This is a genomic window from Streptomyces sp. SID3343 (assembly GCF_009865215.1).
Taxonomy (GTDB): Bacteria; Actinomycetota; Actinomycetes; order Streptomycetales; family Streptomycetaceae; genus Embleya.
The window spans coordinates 1-230 of sequence record NZ_WWJX01000551.1; the positions used below are offsets into that span (position 1 = coordinate 1).

The 230-nt window shown below is 48.7% G+C and carries 1 protein-coding gene; it reads left to right on the forward strand.

Annotation, left to right across the window (positions count from 1 at the left end):
• Positions 1-230, forward strand: a 230-nt coding sequence (locus GT354_RS16885) for a hypothetical protein (protein ID WP_161357127.1), incomplete at both ends; no start/stop codon positions are given.

A 230-nucleotide genomic window follows, 5' to 3' on the forward strand; every position in this document is an offset into this window, starting at 1 on the left:
ATCGCCATTTGGTCGACGGTCCATAACCTCGGCCCCTTTACCGCAACCACCCTGCCCATCAGTTATTATTTGATTTGGCTCTACTCCGCCAGCCTCACGTTGTTGAGCCTGATGATTACCATTGCCAGCGCGGAAATTGCGTTTAAATCCGAGCGATTGGTTGAAATGAATATCGCCCGCAACGAGCAACAAAAACATTTTGAAGCCGTTATCCAAACAATCCCCGATCT